Consider the following 18,870-nt stretch of genomic DNA (forward strand, 5'->3'; position numbering starts at 1 on the left):
GTCTGATGCGATATCTGCCGGTGTTTCTGGATCTGCAAAGCGGCAAGGTGCTGCTCGTTGGAGCGGGCGACCTCGCGCGCGCCAAGTTGCGGCTGCTCGCAGCCGCCGGCGCCGCGGTGCGCTGGTACGCGACCGACGGTGATCATGACATTGCCGGTCTCGCGGCGGAGGACGCCGCGCGGATCGAGCGCGCCGAAGGCGATCCGCTCACCGCCGACCTCTCCGATGTCATCGCCGTCCTCTGTGCTGGCGCAGGCGAGGTCGGTGTTGCGATGTCGGTGCGCGCCAAGGCGATCGGCCTGCCGGTCAACGTGATGGACGACCTCGTGCACTCCACCTTCATTATGCCGGCGATCGTCGATCGCGGCGATGTCGTGGTCGCAGTCGGCACCGGCGGCACGTCGCCGGTGGTGGCGCGCCGCATCCGCGAGAAGATCGAGGCGGTGCTGCCGGCGCGGATCGGCGATCTCGCCGGCTTCATCGGCGGCGTCCGCAAATCGATCCACGCCCGCATCGAGGAGTTTCCGCTGCGCCGCCGCTTCTGGGAGCGCATCGTCGACGGCCCGATCGGCGCGCTGGTGCTGGCCGGCCGCAAGGATGAGGCCGAGCAGGCGCTGAACGCGATCACCGATCCCGCCGCATTCGCCGGCGCGAGCGCGGAAGGCAAGGCCATCGGTCATGTGACGCTGGTCGGCGCCGGTCCCGGCGATCCGGATCTGCTCACGGTGAAGGCGTTGCGCGCGCTGCAGGATGCCGACGTCGTGTTCTATGACGAATTGGTGTCGTCCGAAATCCTCGACCGCATCCGTCGCGATGCGACGCGGATCCCGGTTGGACGCCGTGTCGGCAAGCCCGGCATCGGCCAGGACGCCATCAATGCACTGATGATCGAGGCCGCGCAGTCGGGCCAGCGCGCGGTGCGGCTGAAGGGCGGCGATCCTTTTATCTTCGGTCGCGGCGGCGAGGAGATCGAGGCGCTGCGCGACGCCGGCGTCGCTTACTCCATCATTCCGGGCGTCTCCGCCGGTCTGGGCGCGGCCGCGCAATTCGAAGTGCCGCTGACCTTTCGGCACGAGGCACTGCGCATCACCTTCCTCACCGCGCACAAGGCGCGCGATGCCGAGGTCGTCGACTGGTCGGTGCTGACGGACAAGAAGATGACGGTCGTCGTCTATATGGGCATGACCGCGGCGCCCTCGATCCGCGAAGGCATGCTTGCCGCGGGCCGCTCGCCGGAGACGCCGGTCGGCGTGTTCGCGCGCGTGACCCGGCCGGATGCCAAGGCCGCGGTCGGCACGCTGGCGCGGCTGCCCGAGCTGGTCAAACAGGTCGATGGCGGTCCCGCCATTCTCATCATCGGCGACGTGGTCGCGCATTCCGCGCCGTGGAGCCGGTCCAACGTCACCCAACTCTTCTCCAACCAGATGTTCTCCGAACTGCTGAAAGCTGCCGAATGACCTCTCCGCTTGAACAGAAGAAAATCAGGATCACGGGCCCCTCGGTGGTGACCGCCAACCGCACCTGGATGGTGCCGTGGTGTACCGAACCGCCAAGCAAGGCTGGTCCACCGAACTGTCCGATTCCGCTGTCGTCAGCACCTCCGACGATGCGCGCGCATTGCTGGCCGAAGCCACCGCCGACGATGTCGGCGCGGTCGGCCCCTACATCGCGCCGGTCGAGCTCAAGGACGGCGGCAAGCTCAAGCCGGGTAATCTTCGCGAACACATCCGCGCCAAGGGCGTCACGATCGATCTTCAGGTGCCGGCGTAAGGCTCATCCATCATGTATGCATATGACGAACTCGACCGCACGCTGATCAACGAGCGTGTTTCGGAATTCCGCGACCAGGTGAAGCGCCGCCTTTCCGGCGAGCTCACCGAGGACGAATTCAAGATCCTGCGCTTGCAGAACGGCGTGTACCTGCAGCTGCACGCCTACATGTTCCGCGTCGCGATCCCCTACGGCACGCTGTCGTCGAAGCAGTTGCGCCGGCTCGCCCATGTCGCGCGCCGCTACGACCGCGGCTACGGCCACTTCACCACGCGGCAGAACATCCAGTTCAACTGGATCAAGCTCGCCGAGCTGCCCGATGCGCTCGCCGATCTTGCCGACGTCGGCATCCATGCGATGCAGACCTCCGGCAACAACATGCGCAATGTCACCTCGGACCAATGGGCCGGTGTCGCGCCGGGCGAGATCGAGGATCCGCGCATCTGGTCGGAGCTGATCCGCCAGCACACCACGCTGCATCCGGAATTCTCGTTCCTGCCGCGCAAGTTCAAGATCGCGATCACCGCCTCCGAGCACGACCGCGCCGCGATCAAGATCCACGACATCGGCTTGCGGCTGCACAAGAACGCCGACGGCGAGACCGGTTTCGAGGTGCTGGTCGGCGGCGGCCTCGGCCGCACGCCGTTCATCGCCAAGACCATCAAGCCGTTCGTGCACGGCCGCGACATCCTGAGCTATGTCGAGGCGATCCTGCGCGTCTACAACCAGTATGGCCGCCGCGACAACATCTACAAGGCGCGCATCAAGATCTTGGTGCACGAGCTCGGCATCGAGAAGTTCGCCAAGGAAGTCGAGGAGGAGTGGAAGGCGATGGGCGATATCGGGCTGACGCTCGATCACGCCGCCATCGAGGAGGTGCGCTCGCGTTTCTCCTATCCGCCTTACGAGAAGCTGCCGCACATGCCGGACGAGCTGAAGCAGGCCGCGCATGATCCGCTGTTCGAGCGCTGGCGCAAGAACTCGGTCGCGCCGCACAAGGTGCAGGGCTATTCGATCGTGACGCTGTCGCTGAAGCCGGTCGGTGGCCCTCCGGGCGATGCCACCGCCGAGCAGATGGACGCGGTCGCCGATCTCGCCGACAAATATTCGTTCGGCGAGATCCGCGTCGGCCATGAGCAGAACCTGGCGCTGCCGCACGTCGCCAAGCGCGACCTGCCGCAGCTGTTCAAGGCACTCGATCGCCTCGGCCTCGCGACGCCGAACGTCAACCTCGTCACCGACATCATCGCCTGCCCGGGGCTGGATTACTGCTCGCTGGCCAATGCGCGCTCGATCCCGATCGCGCAGGAGCTGACACGCCGCTTCGCCAACCACGACACCGCCGACCTGATCGGGCGGCTGCACATCAACATCTCCGGCTGCATCAATGCCTGCGGCCATCACCATGTCGGCCACATCGGCATTCTCGGCGTCGAGAAGAACGGCGAGGAATTCTACCAGATCACGATCGGCGGCCGCGCCGACGAGAACGCGCAGTTGGGCACGCTGATCGGCCCGGCCGTTCCCTATGCGGAAGTCGCCGACGTGATCGAAGACATTGTCGAAGCCTATCTCGCGCTGCGCGACCGTCCCGAGGAATTGTTCGTCGATACGGTGAAGCGTCTGGGCGTCGAGCCTATCAGGGAGCGGGTCTATGCCACTCGTTAAGCAGGGAAGAATCACGACCGATCTGTTCGTGCATGTCGCCGACGGCGCCGAACTGCCGGGCGACGGCGCGGTGCTGGTGAGCGCCGAGCGCTTTCTCGCCGATCCGGAGGCGCTGCTGCGTCGTCCCGGCAAGCTAGGGGTGATCTGGCCGAACAACCGCAACCTCGACGATCTCGTGCCGCATCTCGATCGGCTGGCCTCGGTCGCGCTGGTGTTTCCGACCTTCCGCGACGGCCGCGCCTACAGCCAGGCGCGCCTGCTGCGCGAGCGTTACGGCTATGACGGCGAGCTGCGCGCCACCGGCCAGATCCTGCGCGACCAGTTCGTGTTCATGACGCGCGCCGGCTTCGACGCCTTCGAGGTGAAGAAGGACGCCGACGCCGACGCCTTCGCCGCGACCATGAAGCGCTATTCGGTGTTCTACCAGCCGACCGGCGACGGCCGCGTCACCGCACTCAACCGCCGCATGCAGCTGCGTCACTCGGAGAGCGCCGGCCAGTGAGCACGCTCGCACCAGAGCTCGCGGTGGCGCCGGCCGCACTGCCCGCGGCCGATGCGCTCGATCGCGCGCTGCGCACGGCTTCACCCGCCGAGGTGATCACGGCCGCGGTCAAGACGCTCGGCCGCGAGAAGGTGGCGCTGGTGTCGTCGTTCGGCACCGAGTCCGCCGCGCTGCTCAAGGTGATGGCGGATGTCGATCCGGCGATCCCGGTGGTGTTTCTCGATACCGGCTGGCTGTTCGAGGAGACGCTGGCTTATCGTGACACGCTGATCAAGTCGCTCGGCCTCACCGATGTGCGCTCGATCAAACCCGATGAGGAAGCGCTGTCGCGCCAGGATCCGGACCGCGAGCTGTGGTTCACCGATCCCGACGCCTGCTGCCGTATCCGCAAGGTCGAGCCGCTGGCGCGTGCGCTGAAGCCGTTCGCCGGCTGGATCAACGGCCGCAAGCGTTTCCAGGGCGGTGCCCGCGCCGACATCCCGGTTGTCGAGGATGACGGCGTCAGGCTGAAGTTCAATCCGTTCGCCAACGTCTCGCGCGAGGAGATCGAGGCGATCTACACGCTCGGCAAGCTGCCGCCGCATCCACTTGTCGCATCGGGATATCAGTCGGTCGGGTGTATGCCTTGCAGCAGCCGGTCCGCTGCCGGCGAGGATGCGCGCGATGGCCGCTGGCGCGGCCGGGCCAAGACGGAATGCGGCATCCATACGATGAAGATGTCGTAAGCATGATCCCTGGCGACAAACGCGAAGCGTTTGCGCGGGGGCGCCGAAATCGCGGTGAGTCTTCATCGCGATTTGGCGACGCGACAAAGCCTTCGCAGTGCCGCGACTTCGTAGCACAAGCGCGCTGCGCCGCCGAAAACAAAGAAAACCGGTTTCGTTGACTTAAGACCACTTCGCCGTGAGTTATGTCTTGCGTGTTCCCTGACATTTCTCAGGTTGAATGGAGACAGAAATGATCCGTCGTATCCTGCCGCTGGTCGCGGGACTGTTGTGGGCGAGCTCGGCCTTTGCGGCCGACTATTCGCTGCTGAACGTGTCGTATGATCCGACCCGCGAGCTCTATGTCGATTTCAACAAGGCGTTCGCCGCGGCCTATCAGAAGGAAACCGGCAAGAGCGTCGAGATCAAGCAGTCGCATGGCGGCTCCGGCTCGCAGGCGCGCTCGGTGATCGACGGATTGCAGGCCGATGTCGTCACGCTGGCGCTTGCCTATGACATCGATGCGATCGCGGGCAAGGGCCTGATCGCGGCCGACTGGCAGAAGCGGCTGCCGCTCAACGCCTCGCCCTACACCTCGACCATCGTGTTCCTGGTGCGCAAGGGCAATCCCAAGGGCATCAAGGATTGGGACGATTTGATTAAACCCGGCGTCAGCGTCATCACGCCGAACCCGAAGACCTCGGGCGGCGCGCGCTGGAATTATCTCGCCGCCTGGGGCTACGCGCAGAAGAAGTTCGGCTCCGCGGACAAGGCGAAGAAATTCGTCGCCGATCTCTATCAGAACGTGCCGGTGCTCGACACCGGCGCGCGCGGCTCGACCGTGACTTTCGTCGAGCGCGGCGTCGGCGACGTGCTGCTTGCGTGGGAGAACGAAGCCTTTCTGGCGCTTCGCGAATTCGGCGCGGACAAGTTCGAGATCGTGGCCCCGGCGCAGTCGATCCTGGCCGAGCCGCCGGTCGCCGTGGTCGACAAGGTCGCCGACAAGAAGGGCACCCGCGCCGTCGCCGAGGCCTATCTGAAGTACTGGTACACCAAGGAAGGCCAGGAGATCGCCGCGCGCAACTCGTACCGGCCGCGCGATCCCGAGATCGCCAAGGAGTACGAAAAATCCTTCGCCAAGGTTGAACTTTTCACCATCGACGACGTTTTTGGTGGTTGGACCAAGGCCCAGAAGGAGCACTTCGCCGAGGGCGGCATCTTCGATCAGATTTACAAGAACTGATCGGATTATCAGGGGGATATGTGAGCACAGCGGTTGCACGACGCAGTACCCTGCCGGGGTTCGGTCTCACCATGGGACTGACCCTGACATGGCTCTCCGTTATCATCCTGATTCCGCTGGCCGCGCTGTTCCTCAAAACGTTCGAACTCAGCCTCGACCAGTTCTGGGGCATCCTCACCAGCCGCCGCACCCTGAACGCCCTGAAGATTTCGTTTGGGCTTTCGTTTGCGGCCGCATGCGTCAACCTGGTGATGGGCACCGTCATCGTCTGGGCGCTGGTGCGTTATCGCTTTCCGGGCCGGCGGCTGTTCGACGCCATCGTCGATGTTCCGTTTGCCTTGCCGACGGCGGTCGCCGGCGTCGCGCTGACGCAGCTGTTCGCCCAGAAGGGCTGGCTCGGCGCGCCGCTCGCCGAGCTCGGCATCAAGGTCGCGTTCACGCCGATCGGCATCTTCATCGCGATGATCTTCATCGGCATTCCCTTCGTGGTGCGCACGGTGCAGCCGGTGCTGATCGATCTTGATCCCGAGATCGAGGAGGCGGCGGCGAGCCTGGGGGCCAATCGCTGGCACACGGTGTTTCGCGTCATCCTGCCGAGCCTGATCCCGGCGCTGCTCACCGGCTTCGCGCTGGCCTTCGCCCGCGCCATCGGTGAATACGGCTCGGTGATCTTCATCGCCGGCAATCTGCCCAATGTCTCCGAGATCGCGCCGCTGTTGATCGTGATCCGGCTGTCCGAATTCCGCTATGCCGATGCCACCGCGATCGCGGTCGTGATGCTGGTGGCCTCGTTCCTGATCATCTTCCTGATCAACCGGCTGCAACGCTGGGCGCAAGCCCGCATCCCCGTGCATTGAGGTCTTGCGATGTCGATGCAGACGGGATTGGTGACCTCGACCACGCAACTGCGGACTTACGCACCTGCGACCGATGTCAGCGTCGCGGCGCCGGCGCCGCGGCCCGAGATCGGTCGCGCGGAGCCGGGGACGGCGCAGCGCAATTTGCGCACCGAGCCCGGCCCGATCCGCTTCATCATCATCGCGCTGGCGATCGCCTTCCTCAGCATCTTCGTCGTGCTGCCGCTGGTCGTGGTGTTTGCGTCGGCCTTCTCGAAGGGGATCGGCGCGTATCTCGCGGCGCTGGCGGAGCCCGAGGCGCTCGCCGCCATCAAGCTGACGCTCTTGATCGCCGCGATCTCGGTCACGCTCAATCTCGTGTTCGGCGTGATCGCGGCCTGGGCGATCTCGAAGTTCGAGTTCACCGGCAAGACCTTCCTGATCACGCTGATCGACCTGCCGTTCTCGGTCTCGCCGGTGATTTCGGGCCTGGTCTACGTGCTGCTGTTCGGCGCGCAGGGCTATTTCGGGCCGTGGCTGCAGGCACATAACGTCCACATCCTGTTCGCGGTGCCCGGCATCGCGCTGGCGACGATCTTCGTCACCTTCCCCTTCGTGGCGCGCGCGCTGATCCCGCTGATGCAGGAGCAGGGCACCCAGGAAGAGGAGGCGGCGATCTCGCTCGGCGCCTCCGGCCTGCAGACCTTCTTCCGCGTCACGCTGCCCAACATCAAATGGGGCCTGCTGTACGGCGTCCTGCTCTGCAACGCGCGCGCGATGGGCGAGTTCGGCGCGGTGTCGGTCGTGTCCGGCCACATCCGCGGCGAGACCAACACGATGCCGCTGCTGGTCGAAATTCTCTACAACGAATATCAGTTCGTCGCCTCGTTCGCGATCGCGTCGCTGCTCGCGATGCTGGCGCTGATCACCCTGGTGGCGAAAACCGTTCTCGAGCGGCGGCTCGACGAGGCAGAGGTGCCCGATGGCGATTGAAGTCAAGAATATCGTAAAGACGTTCGGCAGCTTTGCCGCGCTCGACAATGTCGACCTCAAGGTCGCCGACGGCGAGTTGCTGGCGCTGCTCGGTCCGTCCGGTTCCGGCAAGACGACGCTGCTGCGCATCATCGCAGGCCTGGACTGGCCCGACTCGGGCGAGGTCGCGATCGACGGCGAGAATGCGCTCTCGCGCGGCGCCAGCGAGCGCCAGGTCGGCTTCGTGTTCCAGCACTACGCGCTGTTCCGCCACATGACGGTGTTCGAGAACGTCGCCTTCGGCCTGCGCGTGCAGCCGCGCGCGATCCGCAAGGACGAGGCGACGATCCGCGCCCGCGTCAAGGAGTTGCTCGACCTGGTGCAGCTCGATTGGCTGGCCAACCGCTATCCCAGCCAATTGTCCGGCGGCCAGCGCCAGCGCATCGCGCTGGCGCGCGCGCTCGCGATCGAGCCGCGGATCCTGTTGCTCGACGAGCCGTTCGGCGCGCTCGATGCCAAGGTGCGCAAGGAGCTCAGGCAATGGCTGCGCTCGCTGCACAACGAGATCCACGTCACCTCGATCTTCGTCACCCATGACCAGGAAGAAGCGCTCGAGGTCGCCAACCGCGTCGTGGTGATGGACAAGGGCAAGATCGAGCAGATCGGCTCGCCCGGCGAGGTCTATGACAATCCGGCGACCGCCTTCGTGCACAGCTTCATCGGCAAATCCATCGTGTTGCCGGTCGACGTTGCCGGCGATGCGGTGCGGCTGGATGGTCGTCCCCTGAACATTCCGGCGCTCGGCGCGGCATCGGGCGCGGCAAAACTGTTCGTCCGTCGCCACGACATGGCGGTCGGCCCGGCTGGAACCGGCGCCCTGGAAGGCGCCATCCGGCATGTCCGCTCGTTCGGTCCGATCCAGCGCGCCGAGGTGGCCCTGTCGGGGAGCGAGGGCAAGACCGTGATCGAGATCGACGCCCCCCGCGACCGCGAGCTCCAGGCCGGCGAAATCGTCTCGCTGCAGCCCCGCCGCTACCGGATCTTTGCCGCCCAGGAGTAGGCATCCGGGCGACGGTTCCTGACCACATCCACCGTCATTCCGGGGCGGTCCGTAGGACCGAGCCCGGAATCTCGAGATTCCGGGCTCGCTTCGCGCCCCGGAATGACGGCATTTCGCAGCCAAAAGTTAGCCCCTGTTCACCATTCAGCCACGGTTGATATGCAACAACGGCGGGCCAATCTTTGGGGGTTTTCTTACAGTGAAACGGACGACGGTCGCCCTGTTCGGGCTTCTGCTGCTTGCCGGCTGCGGCACGGACACCAAAATCCCGGAAGAACCGACCATGTATCTCAACATGGCCCAACCCGGCGCTGTCCTGGATAGCCAGGCGGCCGCGATCATGTTTTCGCAGTATCGCCAGAACAATGGTCTTGGCACCGTGGTGGTCGATCCGGACCTGACCAAGCTCGCCGAGCAGCAATCGCAGGCGATGGCCGCCCGCAACAAGATGGACCACGACGTGAAGGCCCCGCTCGGCAAGCGGCTGCAGGCCGGAGGCTATCCCGCCACCGTCGCGGTCGAGAACATCTCGGCCGGCTATCACACGCTGGCGGAAGCCTTTTCGGGCTGGCGTGATTCACCGCCGCACAAGGCCAATATGCTGAAGAGCGGTGTCACAAAAATGGGCATCGCGGCGGTCTATGCTCCCAACACCAAGTACAAGGTATTCTGGACGCTCATTTTGGCGGCAACCTGATCTCGATAAATTCCGCGTGATCCAGAGCATGATCCGGAAAAGTGTGAGGCGGTTTTCCGGGAAGATCATGCTCAAACAATAGAGCCATTCATCTCGTTGATTGACGCCGCGGCGAACAGCCGCCACGGTGCGCCGTTCTCGTTGTTTGCAGCCCCAACGGTTACGAATGGACACTTCGGATTCCGCGCCTGCCTCGACGCCGGCGCAAGCGCAGCGCGTGCTGGTTCTTCAGGGCGGCGGCGCGCTCGGCTCCTATCAGGCCGGCGCCTTTCAGGCGCTCTGCCACGCAGGCTTCGAGCCGGAATGGATCGCCGGCATCTCGATCGGCGCCATCAACGCCGCGATCATCGCCGGCAACGAGCCGGCCGAGCGCGTGCCGCGGCTGAAGGAATTCTGGGAGATGGTGTCGGCGCCGGTGCCGTGGAATCCGGTCTCGAAGCATGAACGCGCCCGCTCGCTGTTCAACGAGACCAGCGCCGCCATCATCGCGACCTTCGGCGTGCCCGGCTTCTTCACGCCGCGGATTCCGCCGGCGCCGCTGTGGCCGCCCGGCAGCTCGCAATCGCTGAGCTATTACGACACCGCGCCGCTGAAGAAGACGCTGGAGCGCCTGGTTGATTTCGACCGCATCAACGATCTGAAGACGCGCCTGTCGGTCGGCGCGGTCAGCGTCACCTCGGGCAATTTCCGCTATTTCGACAATTACGAGTTCAGGAAGCTCGGCAAGAAGATAGGCCCCGAGCACATCATGGCCTCGGGCGCGCTGCCGCCGGGCTTTCCGTCCGTGGTGATCGAGGGCGAGCATTACTGGGACGGCGGCATCGCCTCCAACACCCCGCTCGACTTCGTGCTCGACGAGGAGACCAGCCGCGATCTTCTGATCTTCCAGGTCGATCTGTTTAGCGCGCGCGGGCCGTTGCCGGAGACGCTGCTGGAGGCCGCCGAACGCGAAAAGGATATCCGCTATTCCAGCCGGACGCGGATGAACACCGACAAGAACAGGCAGATCCACAACGCCCGCATGGCGGTACGCGACCTGATCGGCAAGCTGCCCGATTACCTGAAGAACGATCCGTCGGTCGAGCTGCTGCGCAAGGCGTCCAAGGAGAACACCGTCACGGTGGTTCACCTGATCTACAAGAGCAAGAACTACGAGAGCTCCTCGAAGGACTACGACTTCTCCCATGTTGCGATGGTCGAGCACTGGGGCGCGGGCGTCCGCGACGTGCATTTGTCGATGCGTCACAAAGAATGGCTAGAACGGCCGCAGTCCGGGGAGACCATGGTGACTTACGATCTCACGGGGGATGAACCCACACCCCCCGCAAGCAAATAGGAGCGACCGATAATGGGTACGTTGACAGGCAAGACCGCCGTTGTGACCGGCTCGACCAGCGGCATCGGATTGGCGATCGCGCGCGCCTTCGCCGGCGCCGGCGCCAATATCGTTCTCAACGGCATGGGCGTTCCGGCCGATATCGAGAAGGAGCGTTCCGGCATCGAGACCGACTTCAAGGTCAAGGCGGTACATTCGCCGGCCGACATGACCAAGCCGGCCGAGATCGCCGACATGATTGCGCTCGGCGAGAAGACCTTCGGTTCGGTCGATATCCTGGTCAACAATGCCGGCATCCAGTTCGTTGCGCCGATCGAGGAATTCCCGCCGGAGAAGTGGGAAGCGATCATCGCGATCAATCTGTCGTCCGCGTTCTACGGCATCCGCGCCGCGGTGCCCGGCATGAAGAAGCGCGGTTGGGGCCGCATCATCAACACCGCCTCGGCGCACTCGCTGGTCGCTTCGCCGTTCAAGTCGGCCTATGTCTCGGCCAAGCACGGCATCGCCGGTCTCACCAAGACGGTGGCGCTGGAGCTCGCGCAGCACAAGATCACCTGTAACTGCATCAGCCCGGGCTATGTCTGGACCCCGCTGGTCGAGCACCAGATCCCGGAGACCATGAAGGCGCGCAACATGACCAAGGAGCAGGTCATCAAGGACGTGCTGCTCGCCGCGCAGCCGACCAAGGAGTTCGTGACCTCCGACCAGGTCGCGGCGCTTGCGCTGTTCCTGTGTAGCGACGATGCCGCGCAGATCACCGGCTCCAACTACTCGATCGACGGCGGCTGGACCGCGGAGTAATTTTCCGGCGGAATTTGGCGGCCTAAGAACAAGCCGGCCCTGATTGGATCAGGGCCGGCTTTTGTTTTGAGGCTGCAAGCGTCGCCATCGCCTGCAGCCATCCCTTTTGGCGAAATTTTGCAACTTTTTCCGATCGGATTCAGGACGATTTGGCACGCCGTGGGATGATGGCATGGGCATTCCTGGCGAGGAGCAAATCGGATGGAGCAGCGGCAGGCATATAACGAGGTGATGGGCGAACCGCATTCCGAGCTTCGGCCCAGCTCCCAGCTACGGCTCAAGGGCAAGGTGGTCCTCGCCGGGAGCGCCGGTTACGACGAGGCGCGCAAGGTCTGGAACGGCGCCGTCGACAGGCGGCCGGTCATGATCGCCTACTGCGCGGATACCCTGGATGTGGTCGAGGCGGTGACGTTCGCGAGGTCCCGCATGTTCCCGGTGGCCGTTCGCAGCGGAGGCCACAATGTCGCCGGCCTCTCGGTCTGTGACGGCGGCATGGTCATCGACCTGTCGCGGATGAAACGCATCGATGTCGATCCGGTCAGGCGCACCGCGCGCGCGGAGGCCGGCCTCGATCTCGGCGAATTCGATCGTGCCACGCAGGCGCACGGCCTGGCGACCACCATGGGGGTCAACAGCGACACCGGCATCGCCGGGCTCACGCTTGGCGGCGGCTTCGGCAAGCTCGGGCGAAAATACGGGTTGACCTGCGACAACCTGATTGCCGCCGAGGTGGTGACAGCCGAGGGACAGGTTTTAAGGGCCAGCGCGACCGAACACCCCGACTTGCTCTGGGGCTTGAGAGGCGGCGGCGGCAATTTCGGCATCGTGACTGCGTTCGAATACCAGTTGCATCCGATCGGCACGTCGTTGCCCGTCGCGTCGACGCTTTATCCTTACGATCAGGCGCGCGAGGCCATGCAGTTCTACGATGAATTCGCCCGAAACGCTGCCGATGAGGTCAACGTCGATGCGGCCCTTGTGACGCTGCCGTCGGGCGAGCGGTTCTTCAACATCTCCGGTTGTTACGTCGGCTCGCATCATGACGGTGAGCGCGCCCTTTCGCCGATCGTCAAGTTCGGCTCGCCCGTCGAGACGCGCTTCGCGACCGTTCCCTATCTCGAGATTCAGTCGGGCGGCGATGCCCTGTTTCCGCGGGGACGTCGCTATTACTGGAAGGCGCAGTTCCTGCGCGAGATCGGTGCAGGCGCGATCAACGCGCTGCTCGACGCCTATGCGAGAGCCCCCAACACCGCGTCCTTGCTGGTTCTCCAGCATGTCGGCGGCGCAATTGCACGGGTTCCGGTATCGAGCTCGCCTTACGCCAACCGCGATGCGGCGTTCGACTGCTTTCCGGTTGCGATCTGGGACAATCCGGCCGGTGACGAGGCTAACATGCGTTGGGCGCGCGAGCTGTGGAGTGCCGTCAGGCCCTATTCGACCGGCGGCGTCTATGCCAACAACCTGGGGGATGAGGGCGAAGACCGGGTGCGCGACGCCTATGGCGAAAATTACGCACGCCTCGTCGCGCTCAAGAACAAATACGATCCGACGAATTTCTTCCGCCTGAACCAGAACATCAAGCCGACGACATAGTTCTGGGCATCGGAGAAAATCCAAATGCGAAGCCGCTGGACCATTCTTGCTGCTCTGTTCGTCGCTCGTGCCACCATCGCCTTTCAGTTTCAGAGCGTCGCGGCCATCGCGCCACAGCTCAGCCAGGGTCTGGGCGCCAGCCTGGCCGATATCGGCGTTCTGATCGGGCTCTACTTTGCGCCGGGCGCCTTGCTTGCCCTGCCTGGCGGCGCGATTGGCCGCCGCTATGGCGACAAGGTAGTGGTCCTTGCCGGTCTTCTGATGATGCTGGCGGGCGAACTGCTGATGACCACGTCGACGTCGTGGAGCGTGCAGATCGCGGGCCAACTGACTGCCGGCATCGGCGGCGTCCTCCTGAACGTTCTGATGACCAAGATGGTCGCGGACTGGTTTGCCGGCCGGGAAATCGCCACCGCGATGGCCATTTTCATCAACTCATGGCCGGCCGGCATCGCAGTCGCTCTCATGCTGTTGCCGGCAATCGGAGCCACGCTCGGACTCCATGCCGTCAATCTTGCCGTCGCCGGGGTGATCCTGATCGGTCTCGGCCTCATCGCTCTGGTTTATCGCGCGCCGGATGCGGCCGTCGCGGTTGAAGGCGAGCACAGCAGCCTGACCGCCGACACGATCTGCGCCGTGATTGCCGCCGGGCTGATCTGGTGTCTCTACAATATCGGCTTTGCGATGATCTTCAGTTTCGGTCCGTCGATGCTTGTCGAGCAGGGCTGGTCCGGCGCTGCAGCCGGATCAACCATCAGTATCGTGCTCTGGCTCGCCGCCCTTTCGGTGCCCTTGGGCGGCTTCCTCGCCGATCGGACCAGACGCGGCGAGGTCATCCTGATCTCGGGCTGCATCGCCTTCGCGCTCCTGACACTGCTCTTGTCGCGCAGCGGCACGGTGCTTCCCGTCGTCATTGCTCTTGGAATCCTCTGCGGCCTGCCTGCCGGTCCGATCATGAGCCTGCCTGCGCGCGTGCTCGAGCAGAAGACGCGGCCGATCGGAATGGGAATATTCTACACCGTCTTTTACGCCGGCATGCTGGCTGGACCTGCGATCGGAGGAAAGCTCTCCACCGCGGTCGGCTCCGCGAGCGCGGCGCTCGACTTCGGCGCCGCCGTGCTGCTGGCTTGCCCGGCCGTTGTGTGGTTCTTCCGACGCATGGTTGCCGGCCACTCTTGGAAGCAGGCGGACATCAGGCGCGCCTGACCGGCGCAAGGCTGAACGCCGTTAGGCGGGTTTTCCAGTCCGGCGGCGCTCATGCATCGCATGATGCCGCGCCGGCCGAATGCTACGGCGCCGTCCGCCGCTTGCCGAACGCCAGCACGTGCAGCCCGAGGCGCGAGCGCACGACATAGAACAAGAGGATCGTCTCGAAGGTCAGCGACAGCGAGGTCGAGGCGGCGGCGCCCATCCCGCCGTAGCGGGGGACGAGGGCGATGCAGAGCCCGACATTCATCAGGAACGACACCGCATAGGCTATTGCGCAGATGCTCTGGTGGCCGAGCATGTTCAACAGCCGCTCGACCGGCCCGATCGCCGAGCGGACCACGAGGCCGATCGCGGCGACGAACATGATGCTGTAGCCGTCGACGAATTTCGGGCCGAACAGCCACAGCAGCGGCTTGCCGAACGCCAGCAGGGCGACGGTCGCGAGCAGCGAGGGCCAGAACGTCCAGCTGATGGCGTGTGCGACATAGGCCGACAGCCGGTCCTTGTCGCCGAGTGCGTTGTATTCCGCGAAGCGGTGCGCCGTGGTCGCCGCCATCGCGTAGTGCACGAACGACACCAGCGCCAGCGTCTTCACCACAGCAAAATAGATTCCGACCTCCTCGGACGAGCGGAATTGCTGCAGCATCAGCACGTCGGTGTAGCCGAGCAGCAGATAGAAGCTCTCGACCAGCATGATCGGCAGCGAGATCGCGAACCAGCCCTTGACGTCGTAGCTCTTCTCGCCCACCCCGAGATGGGCGGCGAGGCGGCGGTTGAGCACGACCATCTGGCCGATCGCCGCGATGTATACCGCGGCGGCGCTCGCGATCATCGCCGCGGTGGCGCCGAGATTGAGGCCGAGCGCCAGCGCGCCGGCGGTCAGCGCGATGATCAGCCCCTGCCGCACGATGAACTGCGGCATCAGGCCGAGCTGCATCCAGTCATGCGCTCGGGAGATGCCGTCCTGGGTGTTGGCGACCACGAAGGGCGGCAAGGTCAGGCAGCCGATATAGAGCGGCAGCACCGCGTTGGGATCGATCCAGGGCGAGGCGAGGTGGATCACGCCGGCGAGCAGCAGCGCGACCATGCTGGACGTCGCAAGCACCACCCAGCGGCCGCCGGAGAGGAAGCCGCGCAGCGCCGCAAGGTCGCCGCGCGCGCGGTATTCCGGAATGATCTTCTGCGCGGAGGGCGCGATGCCGAAATCCATGGTGCTGCCGAGTAGCAGCACCCAGGTCCAGACATAGACATAGATGCCGTAATCCGAGCCGCTCATCCAGCGCGCCAGCAGGATCTGCGCGAGATAGGCGATGCCGGCGCTGATGACGCGGATGGCGAAGATCATGCCGGCGAGGCGCTTGGTGACCGACGCCTCGTTGGTGCCGCCGAGCGCGCGCGCTGCGAGGCCGCGCAGGCGTGCGGCCCGGCCCAATGGCGCAGAGGTTGCCGATTGTGTCTCCATCACAGCCAAGGCGGAAAATTCCTAAAGCGCCGCGTGGCGGCAATGGCCTCCGATCTATCAACGAAACGTTAAGATTGGGTTCGGCGACGCAACCCTTCGGGGTCGTCGCGGGGCAGTGCGAAGCACTGAACCCGGGAGCTCGAGATTCCGGGTTCGATGCGCCGCATCGCCCCGGAATGACCCTACGGCTCAATTCAAATTGATATTGAATTCGTAGCTTTTATCGCCGCCGACCACCGTCAGCTTCAGCGCGGCGCCGTCGGCCTTGGCGCCGGGCGGCAGGCCGTCGAGCTCGAAGGTGAAGCGCTTCACGCCCGGCGGCGCGTGTTCGACGAGCTTGGGCACCGGCAGCGCCCAGTCGGGCGTCGGCCCCTCGACGAACAGGCTGAGGTCGCGGCTCTCGGGCGCGCTGACATCGACCAGCACGCTGTTCTTGCCGTCGCGCTTGACGTCGCGGATCGAAAACGGGATCGGGTCGCCGATATTGGCAGGCTTCGGCACCGCGTTGAGCGCTTCGGACAGCGCGGCGTCCTCGGTCGATGCGACGCTTGCGAACGCCAGCTCGGCCTTCGCCTCCACCGGCACGCACAGCTTCTCGCACACCGCGTAGTTGATGTCGGCGCGCAGCACCAGCGGCTTGTCGGGATTCTTCGCCACGATGCGCAGCGGCAGCACCACCTGGTGCTTGTAGCCGAGCGAGGTGCCGCCGGCGCCGTCGTCGAATTGCCGCGGCGCCGGCCACATCACGGTGACCGCCTCGACGTTATCCGACCTGGAGAAATCGAACCGCGGCGGCACGCCGGAATCGCCGGGCGTCCGCCAATAGGTCTTCCAGCCGTCCTGCAACTGGAACGCAATGCCGCCAAGCAGCACCGCGCCGCTGCGCGATCCGGCGAGCAGCCGCACCGCCGAATGCGTGTCCTGTTGCCACGGCGAGGCGTCGTCGGCGCGGACCTCCGTTGCCATACATGCGACGGAAAACAGGGCGGCAACGCCAAATGCGGCACGCAAGGGAACTATGACGATCATGAGACGTCTTTACCTGCAAGTTTCGGTGCAAACCATTGAATTGCTTGTGATGCATCGCCGCACGGCGGTCGATGGTTGATTGACAGAACCGCCACCCGATATCAGGATGCCAAATCAGCAGGAAAGGCCTTTGCGGATGCGCCCTGAAGGCAAAACAGGCAAGACTTCGCAAAACCGCCGCCGGCAGAAGCCCGGCCGTCGGTGCCCATGCCGCCGAAGGTGGCTATCTCGACGGCCAGATGCTGATCGCGATGCCTGTCATGAACGACCCCCGCTTCGAACGCTCCGTGATCTACATGTGCGCGCATTCCTCCGAGGGCGCGATGGGCATCATCGTCAACCGTCCCGCCGGCAGCATCGATTTCCCCGGGCTACTGGTGCAGCTCGACATCATCGAGAAGTCGGACCAGATCCAGCTGCCCGAAAATGCCGAGATGATGAAGGTGATGAAGGGCGGCCCGGTCGATACCGGCCGCGGCTTCGTGCTGCATTCCAGCGACTTCTACATTCAGGATGCGACGCTGAACATCGACGACGGCATCTCGCTCACCGCGACCGTCGATATCCTGAAAGCGATCGCCAAGGGCGCCGGGCCGAAGCATGCGATCCTCGCGCTCGGCTATGCCGGCTGGGCGCCGGGCCAGCTCGAGAACGAGATCCAGCACAATGGCTGGCTGCATTGCGACGCCGATCCGGAGCTGATCTTCGGTACCGACGTCGACGAGAAATACGCGCGCGCTTTGCGCAAGATCGGCATCGAGGCCGGCATGCTGTCGAACGACGCCGGCCACGCGTAGGCTGTCGCTGAGCTCGTCGACGCTCCCAACGCATTCTCAGTGTCGTCCCGGCGAAAGCCGGGACCCATAACCACCGCATGCGATTATGATGCCGCGCTGGGACCACAGCGTCGTGCAATAACGGCGCCCTGTGGTTATGGGTCCCGGGTCGCGCTGACGCTTGCCCGGGACGACAGCTGTGGGTTCGACTACGACAGCGGTGATTTGGCTACGACAGCCTTCGCGACCGCTACTCCGCCGCTTCCTGCGCGACCGTCGGCTGGGTGCCCGCGACCGTGGCGCGGCGCATGTCGCGGGGCTGCGACTGGTCGTAGCGGCGGACGCGGTGCACGGTCTGGCGGTTGTCCCACATCACGAGGTCATGCACCGTCCATTTGTGCACATAGACGAATTCGGGCTGCGTCGCGTGCTCGGTGAGGTCGCGCAGCAGCAGCCGCGCCTCCGGCATGCTCATGCCCCTGATGGCGCCGGCGTGCGACGACAGATAAAGCGACTTGCGGCCGTGCACAGGATGCGTGCGCACCAGGCGCTGCAGCACCGGCTTGAACATCTGCTTCTCCTCGTCGGTGTAGTCGAGGAAGCCGAGCGAGCCGCGCGAATACATCAACGAGTGCTCGCAGATCATGTCCTCGATCTCGGCCTTGGTCTCGTCGTCGAGCGCGTCATAGGCGGCGCGCATGTCGGCGAATTCGGTGTTGCCGCCCTTCGGGTTCACCACGCGCGCCGAGAGCAGCGAGAATTTCGCCGGGATCGGCCGGAACGAGCTGTCGGAATGCCACAGGCAGTTGCCGAGGTTGAACAGATGGGTGCGGTGATCCTTCGGCAGCGGCTTGCCGTCCTTGCCGAGATTGCTGACGTCGTTCAGCCCGGAGGCGAGGCGGTAGTCCTGCTTCTTCGTCACCGTGCCGCCGCGTGCATCTTCGCGCTCGCCGAAATTCAGCGCGAATGCCATCTGCTGCTCGTCGGTGATGTCCTGGCCGTGGAACACCAGCACGGCGTATTTGTCCATGCCGGCCTCGATGTCGATCGCTTCCTGCTTCGTCAGCGGCTTGCGCAGATCGACGCCGGAAACCTCGCCGACGAAATGCTTGTGAAGCTGCCGGATCAGGACCGTCATTGGCGTATCTCCCCGTCTGTCGCGGGCGGTTTTCCCGCTTCGTTTGACGAGAAGGCTACTCGCCGCGCGCGCGC

The 18,870-nt window shown here is 64.7% G+C and carries 17 protein-coding genes and 1 pseudogene; 15 read left to right on the forward strand and 3 right to left on the reverse strand.

The features are described from left to right. Window positions 1-5 precede the first annotated feature (5 nt). From cysG to ACSKB9_RS28815, 14 genes and pseudogenes are all read left to right on the forward strand, one after another. Entirely contained in the window at window positions 6-1,457 is a 1,452-nt protein-coding gene (cysG, locus tag ACSKB9_RS28750; protein ID WP_438077334.1) for a siroheme synthase CysG, read from the forward strand. Further along, a pseudogene (locus ACSKB9_RS28755) lies at window positions 1,454-1,770 on the forward strand (DUF2849 domain-containing protein). Before cysG ends, ACSKB9_RS28755 begins: the two are co-directional and overlap by 4 nt. A 12-nt stretch (window positions 1,771-1,782) precedes the next feature. Continuing rightward, window positions 1,783-3,438 carry a nitrite/sulfite reductase gene (locus tag ACSKB9_RS28760; protein ID WP_438077336.1) on the forward strand — a complete coding sequence of 552 codons (1,656 nt, stop codon included), beginning with the start codon at window positions 1,783-1,785 and terminating at the stop codon, window positions 3,436-3,438. After that, complete coding sequence (locus ACSKB9_RS28765; protein ID WP_016845212.1) at window positions 3,425-3,940, forward strand: DUF934 domain-containing protein; 516 nt, start codon at window positions 3,425-3,427, stop codon at window positions 3,938-3,940. Before ACSKB9_RS28760 ends, ACSKB9_RS28765 begins: the two co-directional genes overlap by 14 nt. Continuing rightward, complete coding sequence (locus ACSKB9_RS28770; protein ID WP_438077340.1) at window positions 3,937-4,665, forward strand: phosphoadenylyl-sulfate reductase; 729 nt, start codon at window positions 3,937-3,939, stop codon at window positions 4,663-4,665. The genes ACSKB9_RS28765 and ACSKB9_RS28770 overlap by 4 nt, the downstream gene beginning before the upstream one ends. A 232-nt stretch (window positions 4,666-4,897) precedes the next feature. Then, the gene (locus tag ACSKB9_RS28775) at window positions 4,898-5,887 is read left to right on the forward strand and encodes a sulfate ABC transporter substrate-binding protein (RefSeq protein ID WP_050387293.1); all 990 of its coding nucleotides are present in this window, start codon (window positions 4,898-4,900) and stop codon (window positions 5,885-5,887) included. 50 nt (window positions 5,888-5,937) lie between these two features. Then, window positions 5,938-6,744: a sulfate ABC transporter permease subunit CysT gene (gene cysT, locus ACSKB9_RS28780; RefSeq protein ID WP_076824967.1), complete on the forward strand. Its 807-nt coding sequence runs from the start codon at window positions 5,938-5,940 to the stop codon at window positions 6,742-6,744. 9 nt (window positions 6,745-6,753) lie between these two features. After that, a complete protein-coding gene (gene cysW / locus ACSKB9_RS28785; protein WP_438077342.1) occupies window positions 6,754-7,716 on the forward strand; it encodes a sulfate ABC transporter permease subunit CysW in 963 nt (320 codons plus the stop codon). Further along, window positions 7,706-8,755 (forward strand): sulfate/molybdate ABC transporter ATP-binding protein, encoded by a 1,050-nt coding sequence (locus tag ACSKB9_RS28790; RefSeq protein ID WP_438077344.1) that lies wholly within the window; start codon window positions 7,706-7,708, stop codon window positions 8,753-8,755. The genes cysW and ACSKB9_RS28790 overlap by 11 nt, the downstream gene beginning before the upstream one ends. Before the next feature lie 199 nt (window positions 8,756-8,954). After that, on the forward strand, window positions 8,955-9,452 hold the full coding sequence (locus ACSKB9_RS28795) for a CAP domain-containing protein (RefSeq protein ID WP_028334729.1): 498 nt from the start codon (window positions 8,955-8,957) through the stop codon (window positions 9,450-9,452). A gap of 166 nt (window positions 9,453-9,618) precedes the next feature. Continuing rightward, entirely contained in the window at window positions 9,619-10,788 is a 1,170-nt protein-coding gene (locus ACSKB9_RS28800; protein ID WP_438077346.1) for a DUF3734 domain-containing protein, read from the forward strand. Window positions 10,789-10,800: 12 nt separating this feature from the next. After that, entirely contained in the window at window positions 10,801-11,589 is a 789-nt protein-coding gene (locus ACSKB9_RS28805; protein WP_137476689.1) for a 3-hydroxybutyrate dehydrogenase, read from the forward strand. A gap of 201 nt (window positions 11,590-11,790) precedes the next feature. Continuing rightward, window positions 11,791-13,182: an FAD-binding oxidoreductase gene (locus ACSKB9_RS28810; RefSeq protein ID WP_438077348.1), complete on the forward strand. Its 1,392-nt coding sequence runs from the start codon at window positions 11,791-11,793 to the stop codon at window positions 13,180-13,182. Window positions 13,183-13,206: 24 nt separating this feature from the next. Further along, entirely contained in the window at window positions 13,207-14,388 is a 1,182-nt protein-coding gene (locus tag ACSKB9_RS28815) for an MFS transporter (protein WP_438077350.1), read from the forward strand. An 82-nt stretch (window positions 14,389-14,470) separates the two neighbouring features. Here the strand turns inward: ACSKB9_RS28815 and ACSKB9_RS28820 are convergent, their stop codons facing one another. Continuing rightward, window positions 14,471-15,853 (reverse strand): oligosaccharide flippase family protein, encoded by a 1,383-nt coding sequence (locus ACSKB9_RS28820; protein WP_438080444.1) that lies wholly within the window; start codon window positions 15,851-15,853, stop codon window positions 14,471-14,473. Window positions 15,854-16,042: 189 nt separating this feature from the next. Next, entirely contained in the window at window positions 16,043-16,882 is an 840-nt protein-coding gene (locus tag ACSKB9_RS28825) for a protein-disulfide reductase DsbD domain-containing protein (RefSeq protein WP_438077352.1), read from the reverse strand. Window positions 16,883-17,025: 143 nt separating this feature from the next. On the opposite strand from ACSKB9_RS28825, the gene ACSKB9_RS28830 reads away from it, so the two are divergent. Continuing rightward, the gene (locus ACSKB9_RS28830) at window positions 17,026-17,679 is read left to right on the forward strand and encodes a YqgE/AlgH family protein (protein WP_438080445.1); all 654 of its coding nucleotides are present in this window, start codon (window positions 17,026-17,028) and stop codon (window positions 17,677-17,679) included. A 229-nt stretch (window positions 17,680-17,908) separates the two neighbouring features. On the opposite strand, the gene ACSKB9_RS28835 is transcribed toward ACSKB9_RS28830, so the two are convergent. Further along, window positions 17,909-18,796 (reverse strand): TauD/TfdA dioxygenase family protein, encoded by an 888-nt coding sequence (locus ACSKB9_RS28835; protein WP_438077354.1) that lies wholly within the window; start codon window positions 18,794-18,796, stop codon window positions 17,909-17,911. Window positions 18,797-18,870: the final 74 nt, after the last annotated feature.

Source organism: Bradyrhizobium sp. BR 1433 (assembly GCF_051547665.1).
In the GTDB taxonomy this organism is placed as follows: domain Bacteria; phylum Pseudomonadota; class Alphaproteobacteria; order Rhizobiales; family Xanthobacteraceae; genus Bradyrhizobium; species Bradyrhizobium australafricanum.

Excerpts from the sequence above, each read along its gene's own strand:
- cysG (WP_438077334.1), top strand. The coding sequence starts at position 6 with ATGCGATATCTGCCGGTGTTTCTGGATCTGCAAAGCGGCAAGGTGCTG.
- ACSKB9_RS28760 (WP_438077336.1), top strand. The coding sequence starts at position 1,783 with ATGTATGCATATGACGAACTCGACCGCACGCTGATCAACGAGCGTGTT.
- ACSKB9_RS28765 (WP_016845212.1), top strand. The coding sequence starts at position 3,425 with ATGCCACTCGTTAAGCAGGGAAGAATCACGACCGATCTGTTCGTGCAT.
- cysW (WP_438077342.1), top strand. The coding sequence starts at position 6,754 with ATGTCGATGCAGACGGGATTGGTGACCTCGACCACGCAACTGCGGACT.
- ACSKB9_RS28810 (WP_438077348.1), top strand. The coding sequence starts at position 11,791 with ATGGAGCAGCGGCAGGCATATAACGAGGTGATGGGCGAACCGCATTCC.
- ACSKB9_RS28835 (WP_438077354.1), bottom strand. The coding sequence starts at position 18,796 with ATGACGGTCCTGATCCGGCAGCTTCACAAGCATTTCGTCGGCGAGGTT.
- ACSKB9_RS28775 (WP_050387293.1), top strand. The coding sequence starts at position 4,898 with ATGATCCGTCGTATCCTGCCGCTGGTCGCGGGACTGTTGTGGGCGAGC.
- ACSKB9_RS28815 (WP_438077350.1), top strand. The coding sequence starts at position 13,207 with ATGCGAAGCCGCTGGACCATTCTTGCTGCTCTGTTCGTCGCTCGTGCC.
- ACSKB9_RS28790 (WP_438077344.1), top strand. The coding sequence starts at position 7,706 with ATGGCGATTGAAGTCAAGAATATCGTAAAGACGTTCGGCAGCTTTGCC.
- ACSKB9_RS28805 (WP_137476689.1), top strand. The coding sequence starts at position 10,801 with ATGGGTACGTTGACAGGCAAGACCGCCGTTGTGACCGGCTCGACCAGC.
- ACSKB9_RS28825 (WP_438077352.1), bottom strand. The coding sequence starts at position 16,882 with ATGATCGTCATAGTTCCCTTGCGTGCCGCATTTGGCGTTGCCGCCCTG.
- ACSKB9_RS28820 (WP_438080444.1), bottom strand. The coding sequence starts at position 15,853 with ATGGAGACACAATCGGCAACCTCTGCGCCATTGGGCCGGGCCGCACGC.
- ACSKB9_RS28800 (WP_438077346.1), top strand. The coding sequence starts at position 9,619 with ATGGACACTTCGGATTCCGCGCCTGCCTCGACGCCGGCGCAAGCGCAG.